This window comes from Paenarthrobacter sp. UW852, assembly GCF_024608385.1.
Lineage (GTDB): Bacteria > Actinomycetota > Actinomycetes > Actinomycetales > Micrococcaceae > Arthrobacter.
The window spans coordinates 246,417-262,741 of the sequence record NZ_JAMSGY010000003.1 but is presented as its reverse complement, the minus strand read 5'-3'; the positions used below and the strand labels follow the sequence as shown (position 1 = coordinate 262,741).

General features: G+C 62.9%; 14 protein-coding genes and 1 riboswitch. Of the genes, 4 read left to right on the top strand and 10 right to left on the bottom strand.

Annotated features, from left to right (window positions below):
• Positions 1 to 87: 87 nt before the first annotated feature.
• The 5 genes from NEK97_RS07395 to NEK97_RS07375 all read right to left on the bottom strand — a co-directional run bounded on the left by NEK97_RS07395 (position 88) and on the right by NEK97_RS07375 (position 5,702).
• Positions 88 to 1,494, bottom strand: coding sequence for an aminotransferase class V-fold PLP-dependent enzyme (locus tag NEK97_RS07395; protein WP_257369175.1), 1,407 nt, complete (start codon positions 1,492 to 1,494; stop codon positions 88 to 90).
• 33 nt (positions 1,495 to 1,527) lie between these two features.
• A riboswitch (SAM riboswitch) is annotated at positions 1,528 to 1,641 on the bottom strand.
• Between the two features lie 183 nt (positions 1,642 to 1,824).
• Positions 1,825 to 2,637 carry a histidinol-phosphatase gene (gene hisN, locus NEK97_RS07390; RefSeq protein WP_211711505.1) on the bottom strand — a complete coding sequence of 271 codons (813 nt, stop codon included), beginning with the start codon at positions 2,635 to 2,637 and terminating at the stop codon, positions 1,825 to 1,827.
• Between the two features lie 54 nt (positions 2,638 to 2,691).
• Complete coding sequence (locus NEK97_RS07385; protein WP_235520570.1) at positions 2,692 to 3,807, bottom strand: ribosome small subunit-dependent GTPase A; 1,116 nt, start codon at positions 3,805 to 3,807, stop codon at positions 2,692 to 2,694.
• A gap of 2 nt (positions 3,808 to 3,809) precedes the next feature.
• Complete coding sequence (gene aroA, locus NEK97_RS07380; RefSeq protein WP_257369174.1) at positions 3,810 to 5,180, bottom strand: 3-phosphoshikimate 1-carboxyvinyltransferase; 1,371 nt, start codon at positions 5,178 to 5,180, stop codon at positions 3,810 to 3,812.
• A 6-nt stretch (positions 5,181 to 5,186) separates the two neighbouring features.
• Complete coding sequence (locus NEK97_RS07375) at positions 5,187 to 5,702, bottom strand: DoxX family membrane protein (protein ID WP_257369173.1); 516 nt, start codon at positions 5,700 to 5,702, stop codon at positions 5,187 to 5,189.
• A 180-nt stretch (positions 5,703 to 5,882) separates the two neighbouring features.
• On the opposite strand from NEK97_RS07375, the gene NEK97_RS07370 reads away from it, so the two are divergent.
• Entirely contained in the window at positions 5,883 to 6,686 is an 804-nt protein-coding gene (locus NEK97_RS07370; protein ID WP_235520567.1) for a sigma-70 family RNA polymerase sigma factor, read from the top strand.
• On the top strand, positions 6,683 to 6,943 hold the full coding sequence (rsrA, locus tag NEK97_RS07365) for a mycothiol system anti-sigma-R factor (RefSeq protein ID WP_235520566.1): 261 nt from the start codon (positions 6,683 to 6,685) through the stop codon (positions 6,941 to 6,943). The genes NEK97_RS07370 and rsrA overlap by 4 nt, the downstream gene beginning before the upstream one ends.
• Positions 6,944 to 7,038: 95 nt before the next feature.
• Here the strand turns inward: rsrA and NEK97_RS19950 are convergent, their stop codons facing one another.
• The 5 genes from NEK97_RS19950 to NEK97_RS07345 all read right to left on the bottom strand — a co-directional run bounded on the left by NEK97_RS19950 (position 7,039) and on the right by NEK97_RS07345 (position 13,321).
• Entirely contained in the window at positions 7,039 to 7,113 is a 75-nt protein-coding gene (locus NEK97_RS19950) for a 50S ribosomal protein bL37 (protein WP_369299106.1), read from the bottom strand.
• Positions 7,114 to 7,216: 103 nt separating this feature from the next.
• Positions 7,217 to 7,831, bottom strand: coding sequence for a PadR family transcriptional regulator (locus tag NEK97_RS07360; protein WP_257369172.1), 615 nt, complete (start codon positions 7,829 to 7,831; stop codon positions 7,217 to 7,219).
• The gene (locus tag NEK97_RS07355) at positions 7,831 to 8,679 is read right to left on the bottom strand and encodes a DUF4097 domain-containing protein (protein ID WP_257369171.1); all 849 of its coding nucleotides are present in this window, start codon (positions 8,677 to 8,679) and stop codon (positions 7,831 to 7,833) included. The genes NEK97_RS07360 and NEK97_RS07355 overlap by 1 nt, the downstream gene beginning before the upstream one ends.
• Before the next feature lie 109 nt (positions 8,680 to 8,788).
• A complete protein-coding gene (locus NEK97_RS07350) occupies positions 8,789 to 9,388 on the bottom strand; it encodes a GDSL-type esterase/lipase family protein (RefSeq protein ID WP_014922202.1) in 600 nt (199 codons plus the stop codon).
• A gap of 138 nt (positions 9,389 to 9,526) precedes the next feature.
• Positions 9,527 to 13,321, bottom strand: coding sequence for a multifunctional oxoglutarate decarboxylase/oxoglutarate dehydrogenase thiamine pyrophosphate-binding subunit/dihydrolipoyllysine-residue succinyltransferase subunit (locus NEK97_RS07345; protein ID WP_257369169.1), 3,795 nt, complete (start codon positions 13,319 to 13,321; stop codon positions 9,527 to 9,529).
• Between the two features lie 483 nt (positions 13,322 to 13,804).
• On the opposite strand from NEK97_RS07345, the gene NEK97_RS07340 reads away from it, so the two are divergent.
• The gene (locus NEK97_RS07340; protein ID WP_257369168.1) at positions 13,805 to 15,157 is read left to right on the top strand and encodes a hemolysin family protein; all 1,353 of its coding nucleotides are present in this window, start codon (positions 13,805 to 13,807) and stop codon (positions 15,155 to 15,157) included.
• Positions 15,154 to 16,224, top strand: coding sequence for a hemolysin family protein (locus NEK97_RS07335; RefSeq protein ID WP_257369167.1), 1,071 nt, complete (start codon positions 15,154 to 15,156; stop codon positions 16,222 to 16,224). The genes NEK97_RS07340 and NEK97_RS07335 overlap by 4 nt, the downstream gene beginning before the upstream one ends.
• The last annotated feature ends 101 nt before the right edge of the window (positions 16,225 to 16,325 follow it).

Below are 16,325 nucleotides of genomic sequence, written 5' to 3'. Positions count from 1 at the left end.
CGTGGACACGCGGAGCTCCTTCACAGGGTTGCCAAAAGGTACCCTACGAATTTACCGCAGCCGTGGAACCCTTTGGTGCGCGGATTCCTAGTCCACAGTGCAGGGCGCTGCGCCTGCCGTGCCCGGAGTATTGGGTGCCCATTCAGGGTAGCTGCGGTGGTCGTTCGCGGGCACCCAGCGGCCTTCGTCCACTACGTAGTCCCAGCCAAGTCCGTTGCGCTTGAGTTCCTCGATGCCTGCCAGCAACCTGGTGGCGTCCTCCAACCGGGAGCCGACGCCGAAGCTTGCCCGCAGCGAACCTGACGGCAATCCCAGGCGCTTGAGCAGCGGGTGGGCGCAGAACCGGCCATCCCGAAGGCCGACACCGTGTTCCGCCGCGAGGTAGGCGGCGACCAAACCGGCGTCGAAGCCTTCCACGGAGAAGTTGACCACACCAATGGTGTCTACGGAATCGCTGAAGATCTTGTGGACAGAGACGCCCTCAATCGCTTCCAGGCCTTCAACAAGGTAGGAACGTATGGCCGCTTCATGGTCATGCCATTCCTGCTCATCCAGGCCGGCCAACACCTGGGTGGCGCGGGCCAGGGTTGCCGCTCCCAGGACGTTGGGAGAACCGCCCTCATGGCGGGCCGGTCCGGTAGCCCAGCTGACCGAGTCCAACCGGGCTTCACGGACGGCTCCGCCGCCAGCCAGGTGGGGGACGCCGGCGTCGAGCCAGTCAGGGCGCCCCACCACCACTCCAGCGCCGAACGGAGCGTAGAGCTTGTGGCCGGAGAAGACCAGGTAGTCGATGTCCGCTTCTGCGATGTTGATGCGGCGGTGGGGTGCAAGTTGGGCGGCGTCCACCACGATCCGTGCGCCGAACCCGTGGGCAAGGGAAGCCAGTTCGGCGATGGGGAGGATTTCACCGGTGACGTTCGAAGCGCCTGTGACCGCCAGCAGGCTCACGCCGCCTTGGGCGAGTTCATCGCGGAGTTTATCCAACGTGGCGGCCAGGGTTGGTGCTGCAACGACGCTTCGGTGGGGCACACCCTGCCAAGGCAGCAGGTTGGCGTGGTGTTCGATGTCCAGGTACAGGACCTCGCCAGCGACCTGGCCATCAACCACGGGGAGGCATCCGGCCAGCAAGTTCAGGGAGTCAGTGGTGTTGCGGGTGAAAATCACGGAGTCATCAGCCCGGCCGCCCACGAATTCACGCACGATGTTCCGGGAATTTTCGTAGACAGAGGTGCTGATCTGCGAAGCAAAACCCGCACCGCGGTGAACGCTGGCGTAGTAAGGCAAGACCTCGTTGAGGTGCGCCGAGACGATGGTCAGGGCAGGTGCCGATGCGCCGTAGTCGAGGTTGGCATAACGGACATGGCCGCCTTGGATCAGGGGCGCCTGCAACTCCGCGCCCGTGACAGCGGCCAGCGGACGTGCAGCAGCAACCGGCACTGCGCTTGCCTCAGCAAACGACGGAATGGTGTTGGCGTTGAACGTAACGGTGCTCATGGGACCTCACTTAAGAGGGACCCCCGCATGGGGGATCCGCGCTTGCCGTATCCGTTCCGGACCGGCCGGGTCGTCACCCGGGGCACCCCACCGCGAATGGAGGGTTGCCGGCCAGCAAACCGGGGTTTAGCGCTGGCACTCGTGACCTGTAAAAAAGGTTAGGGCATACCCATCAGCCACTCCAAAGCCGGTGGACATTGTTAAGCGCATTGTTACGTGGAACGAAAAAGTCGTCATTGGGCGAAGATAAAACGGCGGACGGCCCCAAAAGGGGTCGTCCGCCGTCGAAAATTTCGTGATGGTTCGATGCGGGCCGTGCCGCAACCGGAGCTAGAGGAGGTCGTCCAGCCCAGGGTTGAGGCGCTTGAGGACCTCCGAATGCAATATCGAGTTGGTGGCCAACGCGTTACCGCCGAACGGTCCGTCTTCGCCCTCCAGCGACGTGAAGCGTCCGCCGGCTTCCGTGACGATGGGCACCAAGGCAGCCATGTCGTAGAGATTCAGCTCAGGTTCGCAGGCGATATCCACGGCGCCTTCGGCGACCAGGCAATAGGACCAGAAATCCCCGTAGGCGCGAGTACGCCAGATGTCCTCTGTGAGTCCCATGAATTCGTCGAGGTTGCCGCGTTCCTTCCAGCCGGAAAGGCTCGAGTACGACATCGACGCGTCCGCCAACCGGGAGACGTTGGAAACCTTCAGGCGTGTGGCGGAGGCGAGCGAACGGCCCATGTAAGCGCCCATGTCCTTGGCTGCCCACCACCGCTTGCCCAGAGCCGGGGCGCTCACTACGCCAACAACCGGTTCGCCTTCATCGACCAGCGCAATCAACGTTGCCCATACCGGAACACCGCGAACAAAATTCTTGGTGCCATCGATGGGATCGATGATCCAACGACGCGAGCCGTGTCCGCTGCTGCCGAATTCCTCGCCCAAGACGGCGTCGCGGGGGCGGGAACGGGACAGCTGGCCGCGAATCGCTTCCTCCGCGGCCTTGTCCGCATCTGTGACGGGTGTGAGGTCCGGCTTGGTTTCGATCTGCAGGTCCAGCGCTTTGAAGCGATCCATGGTCTGGGCATCTACTGAGTCTGCGAGGACGTGGGCGAGACGCAAGTCATCGTTGTAGGTGGAAACGGGATGGGTCATGCCACCAAACTATCCTGAATCACTGGCCGCAGTGGGGACGTGAAGCCGCCACGATCAGTTGACCGTGCCCAATTCCTTGGCCTCTTTCGCTTCGAGCCGGGGATCAGCCCCAAGCAAGCGACGCAGTGAGGCAAGGCGGGCGACGCCTGACGGTCCGGCATGGCCTTCGTTGACCCACGCATCCAGTCCGCAATTGATGGCGGTTGCGTCGTGTTTGCAGCCGCGCTCGCAGCCATCCGTGCCGGGCTCCAAATCGGGGAAGGAACGCAGGATCCGGTCCGGGTCCACATGGGCCAAACCGAAGGAGCGGATGCCGGGAGTATCGATGATCCAGCTTCCCGTGGGGGCGTCATCGAGTTTAAGGGCCAGGGCCGACGAGGAGGTGTGCCTGCCGCGGCCCGTCACCGCGTTTACGCCGCCAGTGGCGCGTTCGGCTCCCGTCAGGGCGTTGACCATGGTGGACTTGCCCACACCGGAGTGGCCGAGCATGACAGTTACTTTTCCGCCGAGGTGGGAGCGGAGCTGCGCGACGGCATCCCGGTCGAGGCGGGCGGACAGGCCGTCGTCGGAACGCGCGTCAATGCCGCCGGCCCCTGAATCGGCGGTCCGGCTGATGATTACGGGGAAGTCCAGGCTGAGGTAGTTCGCCAGCAGTTCCGCCGGGTCCTTGACGTCCGCCTTGGTGATGAGCAGCAGCGGCTCGATGCCGGCGTCATACGCGGCCACCAGGGCGCGGTCGATGAATCCGGTCCGGGGCTCGGGGTTCGCGGCCGCCACCACCACCACGAGTTGATCGGCATTGGCCACGACGACACGTTCGATCGGATCGGTGTCGTCAGCACTGCGGCGCAGGAGCGTCCTGCGCTCCTCCACCCGGACCAGGCGGGCGAGGGTATCCGGGTCTCCGGAGACATCTCCGACCAGGGCGACGAAGTCACCCGGGACCACGGGGTTACGCCGCAGTTCACGGGCCCGTGCTGCGATGACCAGGCGCTCGTTGTCGGTGTCTTCCCCGACAATTGCCCGGTACCGTCCCCGGTCTACGGTGATGATGCGCCCAATGACGGCGTCATCGTGGCTTGGGCGGTCCTTGGTCCTGGGGCGTGACCCTTTTTTGTTGGGACGGATACGGACATCGGACTCGTCCCAGGAGCGTGCGTCGCGGGCCATGGTCAGTTGCCGGCCTCTTCCGCGCCGGCAGTCCCGAGCATCCGAACCCACATGTCCGGGAACTCCGGCATGGTCTTAGACGTCGTGGCGATGTCTTCGACCTTGACCCCTTCGACGGCGAGGCCAAGGATGGCACCCGCTGTGGCCATGCGGTGGTCCGCGTAGCTGTGCACGATCCCGGAATGCAGGGCAGCCGGCCGGATAACCAAGCCGTCAGCCGTTTCCTCAGCGTCACCACCCAGCCTGTTGATCTCGGCCACCAGGGCCGCGAGCCGATCAGTTTCGTGGCCACGTAGGTGGGCAATGCCCGTGAGACGCGAAGGGCCGGCTGCAAGTGCGCAGAGCGCGGCAACGGTGGGTGCGAGTTCGCTGGTTTCGTCGAAGTCCGCGCCCTTGATCTCCTGACCACCGGTAACGGTCAGCGTCCCGTCCTGAAGAGTGACTTCCGCTCCCATGGTGGCGAGGATGCTCCGCCACATGTCGCCCACCTGCGTGGTGCCGGATGGCCAGTTGGGGATGCGGACTGTTCCCTTGGTAGCCAGCGCAGCTGCCAGGAAGGGGCCGGCGTTGGAGAGGTCCTGCTCAATCCGTTGGTCAAAGGCGCTGATGGGACCGGGGGATACCCGCCAGTGGTTCGGCACCGAATCGTCCACCGAGACCCCGACGCTGCGGAGGGTCGCCACCGTCATCGAGATGTGGTCAAGGCTCGGAACGGGCTTGCCTACATGCTCCAGGTGCAGGCCCTCGGTGAAACGCGCACCCACCAGCAGCAAGGCAGAGACGAACTGCGACGAAGCGCTGGCATCGATCACCAAGTGCCCCCCGCGCACCTCCCCGGTGCCTTCCACCGTGAACGGAAGGGCCGACGGCGTCCTGCCGCCTTCAGCGGCGACAGGAACCCCCAGCGCCACCAAGGCCTCGATGATGGTGCCCATGGGTCGGTTGCGCGCATGCGGATCGCCGTCGAACACGGTAGCCCCGCGGCGCAACGCCGCGAGCGGCGGAACAAAACGCATCACAGTTCCAGCCAGCCCGCAATCGATGGCGGTTTCTGCGCTTGTAGCCAGGGGATCCAGCGGCGTGATCAGGAGGTCGGGTCCGTAGTCGCCGTCGCCGGGTTCTTCAGTGACCGTGGCGCCGAGCTGCCGAAGGGCCTGGATCATGAGGGCAGAGTCGCGGGAATGCAGGGGAGCCCGCAGGCGTGACGGCCCATCCGCCAAAGCTGCAAGCACCAGGTACCGGTTGGTCAACGACTTCGAACCCGGGACCGTCACCGTCGCATCCACAGGGCCTTGGGCGTACGGGGCGGACCATAGCGGAAGCGAGGTTTCGGTAGCTGCTGGGTCGGTGTTGGCGGGGGTGGTGCCTGTCATGCTTCCTTATGCTCCAACTGCGTTGTCTACGGCCTTGCGAACTGCTTTGTCGGCGCGCTTGATCTGCTTGCCGGTGACCTTCCTGGCGTCGGCCGCGAGGTGCTCGGCCCGCCATGCGATGCTTGGCCGGCCCTCGGTGTCAACGGAAGCAAGCAGGACGCCTCCCGTGAGGGAAATGTTCTTGAGGAGCCGTGCCTTGCGGGCAATCCGGCCTTCCTTGGTGCTGATATCGGCTGAGCGCCACTCCACATAGGAGTTAAGGGCGGACGTCACAACCAGCACGGTTGCGGCGAAACGGGAGAGCTTGCCCAGGCCGAGCAATGTCCCGGCGCCCAGCTGGGCGCCGCCGATAACACGGGCAAGGGTCTTCTCGTCTGCCTTGAAGGGCAGGGACTCCGATGCGCGGCGCAGTACAGGCGAGAGTTGCTTCGCGGTGTCGTCCGCGTTCCGTAGCTTTTCCAGACCTGCGACGACGAAGCTGGACGCGAGCATGGGACGCGCGAGAAAACGGATAACAGACATGTCTTGCCTCCTGGATGGCTTGCCACACTATTGGATGAGTGTTGTGTTCACGGGGTGCAGTCTGCTCTAGTCTTGCACCTTTGCGGAATATTTACCCAGCGGCGGCCGTTGTGAACAACAGGTGCGGTGGAGACCGGACCGCGGCATGGTGTTGCCGCTTCGCTGAACGGAGTTGGTTTTTTGACTTTGGTTAAGGACCGGGCGGTCCTGTCAGAGCCGGGGTACGGTTCACAGCTGGTTTCACCCAAGCTGACAGTAGACTTGGCAACGATGAGCACCATTGAACCGGCCGCAGCGGCCATGTATGAAGCAGCCGAATCGTCCGCAGAGGGCACTGCGGAGGCGACGGCCGCCGTCGACGTCTCCTCTGAGACGTCCGAGCAGCGGCGTGCCCGATTCGAGCGCGACGCCATGCAGTATGTGGACCAGCTGTACTCGGCAGCGATGAGGATGGCGCGGAACCCTTCGGACGCGGAAGACCTGGTCCAGGAGGCCTACACCAAGGCCTTTTCCGCCTTCCACCAGTACAAGCCCGGGACCAACCTCAAGGCATGGTTGTACCGCATCCTGACCAACACCTATATCAATCTCTACCGAAAGCGTCAGCGGGAACCCCTGCAGTCCAATTCGGACACGATTGAGGATTGGCAGTTGGCCAAGGCCGAGTCCCACACCTCCGCAGGGCTGCGGTCCGCGGAAGCCGAGGCGTTGGACCATCTGCCGGACTCCGACGTCAAGAACGCGTTGCAGGCCATCCCGGAGGAATTCCGGTTGGCGGTCTACTTCGCGGACGTCGAGGGATATGCGTACAAGCAGATCTCAGAAATTATGAACACTCCCATCGGCACGGTGATGTCGCGGTTGCACCGCGGCAGGAAAATGCTGCGGGACATGCTGGCGGATTATGCCGCCGAACGGGGCTTCAGGGCCCATACCGAAGATCAGGCCGCGGCCGGAAGCAACAATCAGGAGAAAGAGAAATGAGCGACTGCCAGGGATTGGGCGATTGCGACGATACGCGAATGCAACGGATTTATGAGTATCTCGACGGTGCGTTGACCCGTGATGACCTCAGTGAAATCAAGCAGCACCTGGATACGTGCGGGGAATGCGCTGAGCAGTATGACCTCGAATGCCTCATCCGCACCATGGTTAAGCGTTCGTGTACTGAGTCAGCACCGGAGAACCTCAAGAATTCCATTCTTGACAGGATTCACTCCATCAAGCCCGTGGACGCCTGATCCGTCCCGGCAAAAGGTATTAAGCGTCGAGGGCCCCGGAAACCGAATGGTTTCCGGGGCCCTCGCTTTTAGGCATGTGACACTAAGCCGCTGGCTTAGGTGTTGGGACGCTTGCCGTGGTTCGCGCCGCCACGCTTACGGTCACGACGCTTACGTGCACGCTTGCTCATAGCTGGCCTCCTTCAAGGATTGATACTCAATAAAGCTGCCCTCCAGTTTCGCACACCCGGGTGCCGGGCCGCGAACCGGCGGGACCGGGAAGGGAAAAGGCGCTCAGTTTCGCAGCGAATTACGGATCGAAATGCGTGCTTGGTCCAGCACGGCACGGACAGTTTCCAGGGCCACAGGCGTCAAGGGATGCGAAGCGCCGTGCTGGCGCAATTCAACCCGGATGTCATCCCTGAACGACTGAACCATCAGCTCAGCTTCCTTCAGGATCCGCTGGCTCTCGGGTGTGTAGCCGCCGGTGTGGCTTCGGAACGTGGCCGACGAAGCGCTGCTGCCTGCGGCCTCCGCGGTTGCCGCGAGGTCCGCCCGCAGGCCGCGCATGTTGGTCCGGATGTCCTCCCGCAGGTTGTCGGCCAGCCGCCTGACCGAGGCAGAGATGGTGTTTTCCACATCGGCCAGTTCCGCTCTTCGGCCGTCCAGTTCGGCGCGGCCGGCGTCGGTGATGAAGTACTTGGTGCGCCTGCCCTCGGTTTCGGTGGCAACAAGTCCTTCTTCTTCCAGCTTGCCCAGGCGGGGGTAGATGGTGCCGGCGCTGGGGGAGTAGGTACCGCCAAAACGGTCGCCCAAAGCCTTGATCAGCTCATAGCCGTGTTTCGGGCCTGCCTCGAGCAAGGCAAGCAGGTAGAGGCGCAGGGCCCCGTGGGCGAAGACCGGGGGCATCAGAGGCCCGCTTCCCCGCCGGCGGGGTTCTCGTGGTCGGTTGTGGGCGCTGAGGCATGCATGATGTACGTCTTGCCGGACACCGTGTTGGTGCGGACCAGCATCAGCCGCTCGTCGGGTCCTACGATGGTGTGCACGTTGTTTCCTGGCTGGGCGTACAGCTGATCGTCGATCACCACCGATCCGCTGGCGGACTTCGCCACGATGTCCAGGCCGACGTCATGGGGCAGCCGGATGGTCAGGTCACCGGAAACGGAGTTGGCTCCGAGATCGTTCGTGTAGCCCTGGAGGTCGAAGCTGAGGTCGCCGCTGACCGTGTTGGCCCGGACGTTCTTGAACGTGCCGGACGCGGTAACTTCGCCGGAGACGCTTTTGGCGGTCAGGACGCCGTCGTGGTTTCTGGCGATGACCTCGCCGCTCACCGTGTTGACGTGGAGTTCGCCGCTGGTTCCGTCCGCCATGACGGAGCCGGAGACGGTGTTCAGCCGGGTGCGGCCGCCGGTGCCGGACACCATGCCGTCCCCGCTCACCGTTCCGGCTTCGACGTCGACGCCATGGGGGAGGGCGATTCCCACTACCACGGAGTTGGTGCTGGTGTTGTTGACCGTGCCCATCAGGTTGCGGAACCAGCCCTGCGGACCCTGTAATTGATGGCGGACTTCCAGCCGGCCATCCACGAGGGTGACAGTCAGCGGGTCGCCGGTGATCTCGCTGATTTCGATCCGGACAAAGGCCTCGTCGTGGGTCATCACGTCGAAGCGGCCCTTGACGATTCCCAGCTTCAGCGATCGGACCTGGTCCACTTCGATGGTTTGCGGACCGGTGACGGTCCATAGCTCCTCAGACATGTCCCCTCCAGATTGCGATATATCGCGTTGAATAAATTCACGATATATCGCGAATTGGAGGGGCGCAATGGTTATCGCTGATCAGAGGGCCGGCAGGGCCGCCTCTCAACTACTCCGGCTGTGCGATGTTCAACCACTGGAACCAACCGCGGTGCAGGACGAGCCATGCGATCAAGCCGTAACCGGCCTGCCCGGGGGTTCCTCCATTGGCGGCCAGGTCAGTCCTCCACTGCTCGTGGTTGAGCAAGGGCGAGAACGTGTCCACGTAGTGGTGGTTCCGTCGGGTGGTGACATCGGCAAACGCTGTGTTGAGTTCGGCGAGCCGCTTGTTCCGTGCCGGGTCAAGTGTGGGCGGCGGGCCGACCACAAATACCTCAACGCTGCTGTGAGAGGCGCCGTCCAGGATGTTGGCAAGGTTCAACCTGCTCCGTGCCGTGGACAAGCCAAACTCAAGGTCGCGCCCGGACAGGCCGATCACCAGGCGGTTCTCGTGCGTGTCGCTGAAACGCCTGCCCGCTTCATCCTGCCAACGGGCGGCGAGCCCCTCAGTACCCTCCATGGGACAGGGCAGCGGGAAACTCTCCACTACGACGGAGTCCTGGGGTGTACGGGCCAGCACTCGTCCGAGCCAACCCAATGCGCGGGGATCCCCCAGGCCCGCCAGCAGTTCATCTCCTACAGCTGCGATGCGCAGCTTCCTGTCTTCCACGGTTACCTCTTCACACTCGTTACGGTCCTTGCACGGTCCAGGCTCAACAGCCGGTTCGGGAACCGGTACCTGTCCCATTAAACAGAACTGCCCGGCCTGAGGCGCGCTTATCGCTCCTCGGGCCGGGCAGTTTCGGTTTTACTTGCGTTCGAACGCCTGCTTGATCAGCGCATCCTGCTCAGCAGCGTGGCGCTTCATGGAACCTGCAGCCGTGGACGCAGAGGCCGGACGCGACACCAGGCGGAGCTTACGATCGAGCTCCGGTGCCAGGTTCAGGCCCATAAACGGCCAAGGACCCTGGTTGGCAGGTTCGTCCTGCGCCCAGACGACGTCAGCGTTCGGGTACTTGGCGAGCTCCGCGTCGATCTCAGCCTTGGGCAGCGGGTACAGCTGCTCAACGCGGATGATCGCAGTGGAGGTATCGCCGGACTTCTGCCGGTTGGACAGGAGGTCGTAGTACAAACGGCCCGAAACCAGGATGACGCGGTCAACGTTCGCTGGCTGCATCTCTGGATCGCTGATGACCGGCCTGAAGCCGCCGTTCGTGAAGTCCTCGACGGCGGAAGCGGCGCCCTTGAGGCGCAGGAGCTGCTTGGGCGTGAAGATGATCAACGGCTTGCGCGGACGGCTGTAAGCCTGGCGGCGGAGCAGGTGGAAGTGCGAAGCGGCCGTGGTGGGGTTCGCCACGATCATGTTGTCCTCGGCGCACATCTGCAGGAAGCGCTCAATACGTGCCGAGGAGTGGTCCGGACCCTGGCCTTCGTAGCCGTGCGGCAGCATGAGTACCAATGAGGAACGCTGGCCCCACTTCTGCTCAGCCGAGGAGATGAATTCGTCAATGATGGTCTGCGCGCCGTTGACGAAGTCACCGAACTGGGCTTCCCACAGGACCAGGGCGTCGGGACGCTCTACCGAGTAGCCGTATTCAAAGCCCATTGCGGCGTATTCGGACAACAGGGAATCGTAGATCCACAGCTTGGCCTGGTCGTCCGAAAGGTTACCCAGCGGGAGCCATTCGTTGCCATTGGCGCGGTCGTGGAACACGGCGTGGCGCTGGACGAACGTACCGCGGCGGGAGTCCTGGCCTGCCAAACGAACAGGCACGCCCTCCATGATCAATGAGCCGAAAGCTGCGATCTCGCCGAAGCCCCAGTCGATGCCGCCTTCACGGGACATCTGTTCACGCTTCTCCAACAGCTGCTTGAGCTTGGAGTGGACGGTGAAGCCTTCCGGAATTTCCAGGTGGGCCTTGCCGATGCGGGCAAGGGTCTCAGCGGAGATTGCCGTGGATGCAGGGGAGTTGGTCCCGAAATCGGCCTGCTGTGCGATGGGCCGCTCGATGTCCGAGACAGCTGCGGAGTCCGCAGTGATGATCGGAATCGGCGACGTCTGGGCAGCGTGGGTTTCAGCGAAGACGCGCTCGAGGCGTTCCTGGTAGTCGCGGAGCAGTTGCTCTGCTTCTTCCTCGGTGATGTCGCCACGGCCGATCAGCGACTCGGTGTACAGCTTGCGGACGGAGCGCTTGGCTTCGATCAGGTTGTACATGAGCGGCTGGGTCATCGAGGGGTCGTCGCCCTCGTTGTGGCCGCGACGGCGGTAGCAGACCATGTCGATGACGACATCCTTGTGGAAACGCTGGCGGAACTCGTAGGCGAGCTGCGCCACGCGGACCACGGCCTCGGGATCGTCGCCGTTCACGTGGAAGACCGGAGCCTGGATCATCTTGGCGACATCCGTGGAGTACGTGGACGAACGCGAGGAGGACGGGGCCGTGGTGAAGCCGACCTGGTTGTTGACGATCACGTGGATGGTGCCACCGGTGCGGTAGCCGCGAAGCTGCGAGAGGTTGAGGGTTTCAGCCACAACGCCCTGGCCTGCGAAAGCTGCGTCACCGTGGACCATGATGGGCAGGACGGGGAAGGACTCGCCCTGGTCCAGGCGGTCCTGCTTGGCGCGGACGATGCCTTCGAGGACGGAGTCCACTGCCTCGAGGTGCGACGGGTTCGCGGCGAGGTAGACCTTGGTCTGCTTGCCGTTGTCCGAGGTGAAGGTACCTTCGGTGCCGAGGTGGTACTTGACGTCACCGGAGCCCTGGACCGAGCGTGGGTCCTGGGTACCTTCGAATTCGCGGAAGACCTGGGCGTAGGTCTTGCCTGCAATGTTGGTCAGCACGTTGAGGCGGCCACGGTGGGCCATGCCGATGGCAACCTCATCCAGGCCGTCGTCGGCTGCATCTGAGATGACGGCGTCGAGCAGCGGAATCAGCGACTCGCCACCCTCCAGGGAGAAGCGCTTCTGGCCGACGAACTTGGTCTGCAGGAAGGTCTCGAAAGCCTCTGCCGCGTTGAGCTTGGAGACTATGCGGAGCTGCTCTTCACGGCTCGGCTTGGAGTACGGGTGCTCGAGCTGGTCCTGGAACCACTTGCGTTCTGCAGGTTCCTGGATGTGCATGTACTCGATACCGGTGGTGCGGCAGTAGGCATCGCGCAGTACGCCAAGGATGTCACGGAACTTCAGCATCGGCTTGCCGCCAAAACCACCCGTGGGCCATTCGCGGTCAAGGTCCCACAGCGTCAGGCCGTAGGTCAGGACATCGAGGTCCGGGTGCTTGCGCTGGACGTACTCCAGGGGGTCGGTGTCGGCCATGAGGTGGCCGCGCACGCGGTAGGAGTGGATCAGCTGCTGGATGCGGGCGACCTTGTTGATCTCGTCGGCCGGATCAACCTGCAGGTCCGGGCTCCAGCGCACGGGCTCGTACGGGATGCGCAGGGCTTCGAAGATCTCGTCGTAGAAGTTCTGCGCGCCGAGGAGGAGCTGGTGGACCAGCTTGAGGAACTCGCCACTGCCTGCGCCCTGGATCACTCGGTGATCGTAGGTTGAGGTCAGCGTCAGGATCTTGCTGATGGCGTTCTGGGCGATGATCTTCTCGCTGGCACCCTGGAACTCCGCCGGGTAGTCGAGGGCACCGACGCCGATGATGGCAGCCTGGCCCTTGGAAAGGCGCGGCACGGAGTGGACAGTGCCGATGCCGCCAGGGTTGGTCAGCGAAACCGTGGTGCCTGCGTGGTCATCAGCCGTGAGCTTGCCGTTGCGGGCGCGCTTGATCAGGTCCTCGTAGGTGTGCCAGAACTCAGCGAAGTCCATGGTCTCGGCCTTCTTGATGTTCGGAACCATCAGGAGGCGCGTGCCATCGGGCTTGGGCATGTCAATGGCAATGCCGAAGTTGACGTGCGCGGGCTGCACGGCGCTCGGCTTGCCGTCGATCTCGTCGTAGTAGACGTTCATCGAGGGGAACTGGGAAAGCGCACGGACAACGGCGTACCCGATGAGGTGCGTGAAGGACACCTTGCCGCCACGTGCGCGGGCAAGGTTGGAGTTGATCACCACGCGGTTGTCGATCAGCAGCTTGGCGGGTACTGCCCGGACGCTGGTGGCTGTGGGTACTTCCAGACTGGTGACCATGTTGGTGGCGATGGCCTTGGCCGGGCCACGCAGGACGGAGACGACGTCTTCTTCCGGCGCGGTGGGTGCCTTGGTGCTCTTGGGCAGCTGGGCCGGAATAGGCTGCGTTGCGTTGCCGCCGGCGGGCTTCTTTGCTCCGTCCCGGGCGACCGTCGCCGGTTCTTTCTTGGCCGGAGCCGGTGCTGCCGGGGCAGCGTCCGTGGCAGCTGCGGGAGCGGCCGGCGCCGGTGCCGGGGCCGCTGCAGCCGGAGCCACTACGGGAAGTACTTGGGTTGGGGGATTGGCAGCTGCTGGAGCTGCGGAGGTTCCGTTGGAAGAAGTGCCGTCAGCGGAGGCAAAGGATTCGAAGAGTGGCCACCACTTGGCGTCGACCGAATTCTTGTCCTGTTGGTACCGCTCGTACAGTTCGTCAACGAGCCACTCGTTTCCGCCAAATTCCTCTGGTAGACGGTGGCTGGGCTGCTCTGGCACTTGAAATACGCCTCTTCCATGAGTGTTGTTTTCCCGCTGGCCAAAGTTGCTTTTCCGCAACGATGGGACAGGGTCCGGGTCCCGCGAACTCAGACCCCTGACAGTCTAGTTAGGATCGTTGGTTAACTGCCAATAGTGGTGACCTAAATCATGTTCGGGCGGACTTAGTGGGCCACAGCGCTAATTAATCTGCGGTAACCCGAGTGTGGGTGCCCTGCCGGCGGACTGTAGACTGAAAGTCTTATGGACAGTAAATCTAGGTGCCGGCCTGGGAACTGTCGGGGGGGCCAAACTGGCAACTCCGCACAGCGTGCCCGTCGAGCCGGCAACACCCGTTCACATGCCCATCACGCGCCGGCGTTTTCTGCCGGTGGTGCCGCAGACCATGCGTCCGCGGCGCCCGACCAGCCTCCGCCGGGGCGAATTCCCTGGCCGATGGTGTTATCCCCATTGCACGCGCCCACCCTTGGGGTGAAGCGCTAAGTGGAATGGATTCTTCTCCTTGCCGGCTTTGCCCTGATTCTTGGCACCGGCTTTTTCGTAGCAGTTGAGTTTTCCTTGGTGGCCCTGGACCAATCCAGTGTCCAGCGTGCGGTCGACAACGGAGACCAAGCAGCAGCCCCCTTGTTGAAATGCCTCAAATCGCTCTCAACGCAGCTCTCCAGCTGCCAACTCGGCATCACGCTGACTACGCTGCTGACCGGTTTCGTGATGGAGCCCTCCGTTGGTCAGTTGCTGTTGGGTCCTTTGGGCTTGTTGGGCCTTCCCTCCGAGGTGGTGCATTCGGTGGCGTTGATCGTTGCGATGGTCTTCGCGACGCTCCTGTCCATGCTGATCGGTGAGTTGGTTCCCAAGAACATGGCCATCGCCCTTGCTTTCCCGTTGGGCAAGCGGCTCGCCCGTCCGCAGCTGATGTTCACGGCGGTCTTCAAACCGGCGATTGTGGTGCTCAATGGTTTCTCGAACAAGGTGCTGAACCTTTTCGGCCTCGAGGCCAAGGAAGAGATCTCGGGGGCACGGACTCCCGCGGAACTCGCTTCGTTGGTCCGGCGCTCCGCTGAACTCGGGACGCTGGATGCCGGCACGGCCAACTTCGTGGCGAGAACCCTGAACTTCTCAGGACGCACGGCGGCGGACGTCATGACGCCGCGAATCCGCATGGAAACAATCGACGCCGACCAGTCGGTGGCCGATATCCTCGACGCCGCACGTCGAACCGGTTACTCGCGGTTTCCCGTCATCGGCGATTCCACGGATGATATCCGTGGGGTGGTCCATGTTAAGAAAGCTGTGGCCGTACCGGCTGAGCGCCGCTCGAAGCTCCAGGCCGGTGCGATCATGACCGACGTCCTTCAGGTTCCGGAGACCATCCACTTGGATGCGCTCCTGTCCGAACTGCGTGAAGGGAATCTGCAGCTGGCCGTTGTGCTGGACGAATACGGTGGCACGGCCGGCATCGCCACCCTCGAGGACCTCGTGGAAGAGATCGTAGGCGAAGTGGCGGACGAGCATGACAAAGTCCGTCCCGGTGTGCTGCAGAGCGCATCCGGGGACTGGTACTTCCCCGGCCTTCTGCGGCCCGACGAAGTAACAGAGCAAATCCCCAACCTGGTAGTCCCTGACGAATCTGCCTACGAAACCGTGGGCGGGTACGTCATGAGCCAGCTGGGACGCATCGCGAAGACGGGCGACGTCGTGGACGCGGTCGGCGGCACGCTGACCGTGACCAGGATGGATGGCCGGAGAATCGACAGGATCTGCTTCCATCACGTGGAGCCGGATGAATCCTCACCCGAAGACGCTGAAAGCGCCCATCACGAAGCAGGTGCCCTATGAGCGACTGGGTAGGAATCGTCTGGCTGGTCGTGCTCCTGATCGGAAACGCGTTCTTCGTGGGTGCGGAATTCGCGGTCATGTCGGCACGGCGCAGCCAGATAGAACCACTGGCTGAGGCGGGCTCCAAACGTGCGCAGACAACATTGCGTGCCATGGAAAACGTCTCGCTCATGCTGGCTTGCGCCCAATTGGGCATCACCGTTTGCTCGCTCCTGATTCTCCAGGTGGCCGAGCCCGCCATCCACCATTTGCTCGCTGAACCCCTCGAGCTGGTAGGTGTTCCGGTTGAGTTGGCGGACATCATCGCCTTCGCGATCGCCTTGCTGTTCGTAACGTTCCTGCACGTCACCTTTGGCGAAATGGTTCCGAAGAACATCTCGGTGTCCGTGGCCGACAAGGCAGCGCTGCTGTTGGCTCCGCCGCTGATGTTCATTGCCCGCATGGTCAATCCAGTCATTTGGACCCTCAATTGGCTGGCCAATCACATCCTGCGGTTGATGAAAATCGAGCCCAAGGATGAGGTGTCTTCCTCCTTCACCCTGGAAGAGGTCCAATCGATCGTCCAGGAGTCCACGCGCCACGGATTGGTGGACGATGACGCGGGCCTGTTGAGTGGAGCCCTGGAGTTCTCCGAACACACGGCGTCCCACATCATGGTTCCGCTGGACAAGCTCATGGTGCTCAAGACGGCTTCCACCCCCGTGGACCTTGAAAAGGCCGTCAGCCGGACGGGTTTCTCACGTTTCCCGATGGTGGACGACGACGGCGAACTCGCCGGCTACCTCCACGTGAAGGACATCCTGTCCATCCCGGAGGAGGGCCGGAAACACCCTATTGCCGAGGGGCGCATCCGTTCGTTGGCAAACCTTGCGCCGGATGACGAAATCGAGCAGGCCATGTCTGTCATGCAGCGCACGGGATCACATTTGGCGCGAGTCGTTGGTGCCGGTGGCGACACCCAGGGCGTGTTGTTCCTCGAGGACGTCATCGAGCAGTTGGTTGGAGAGATCCGGGACGCCACCCAGGCGACGGGGATCCGCCGTTATGGTGGCCAGCAAGCCCAATAAGGCACAGCAAGCCAGTTCTGGCGTCGGTCGTTTCGATCGACGCCAGAACTGTCTAAATAGGAATCATTCCTATTTAGAGCTACACTGAAGCCCGTCAGTAA